This window comes from Rubellimicrobium sp. CFH 75288, assembly GCF_009904055.1.
Taxonomy (GTDB): Bacteria; Pseudomonadota; Alphaproteobacteria; order Rhodobacterales; family Rhodobacteraceae; genus Rubellimicrobium.
In genome coordinates this window covers 1-910 of the sequence record NZ_WYDP01000057.1, presented here as the reverse complement: position 1 = coordinate 910, position 910 = coordinate 1, and the positions used below count along the sequence as shown (strand labels likewise).

General features: G+C 69.7%; 1 protein-coding gene. It reads right to left on the bottom strand.

The genetic code is table 11. The features are described 5' to 3' along the window. Positions 1-14: 14 nt before the first annotated feature. Positions 15-910 (bottom strand): ABC transporter substrate-binding protein (locus GT358_RS16355; protein WP_166583694.1); only part of this gene is annotated, 896 nt, incomplete at its 5' end.

Below are 910 nucleotides of genomic sequence, written 5' to 3'. Positions count from 1 at the left end.
CGGTCGCATCGGGATCACTCCAGTGAGATCGGGGTTGCGGGGTCGCCGTCGAGCGCGGCGTCGATGAGCGGAGCAAGCGATTCGGCCGCATGAGGAACCGACAGGACCGAGGCCATGTAGAGCGCCTGCACCACCGGATGGTCGCTCAGCACGATCTCGCGTCCCTCGGCCGCGGCGCGCAGACCGGCGCGGGTGGGCACGGCGGCGGGCAGGAACTCGTCGCCGGGTTCGACGGACCAGAACAGTACATCCGCATCGAACTCTGGCAGAACCTCGGGGGAAAAGCTGAACCAGGACTCGCCCGCGATCGACCGGGTCTTGACCGAGGGATGCAGGTCGAGGCCCAGCCGGGCAAGAAGGCGGAAGGTTCCGTCGGTTTCGGGATAGCTGCCGAGCGTGCCGTCCGGCTCGGCCGTGAGCCAGGCGAAGGTCCGGCCCTGCCAATGGGGATGGGCCGCAGCGACGGCATCGAGCCTTGCCTCGGCCTCGGCGATGCGGGCCTCGGCCTCGGCGCTGCGACCGGTGGCGCGGCCGATCAGCCGCAGCTGCCCGGCCCAGTCGAGCTGAAAATCCTCGATCCCCGGCGGAACGGCCAGCACGGGTGCGATCCGGGACAGAAGCGCGAATTCGGAGGCGGTCAGGCCCGAGCGGACGGCGACGATCAGATCGGGCGCGGTCGCCGCGACGGCCTCGATGTCGATCTGGGCGCCCAGGAAGACCGGAGCCGATGCCCCCATCGCCTCGGCCAGGGGATCCGTCCAGGGCAGGAAGGGGTCGTCCGGCCCGCCTTCGAAATACTGCCGTGCAGTCAGAGGCTGGATCCCCAAGGCAATCAGGTTGTCCGTCCCGCCCCAATCCACGCTTGCCACCCGTTCGGGCGGTTCGGAGATGGTGACGGGGCCGAACTTCG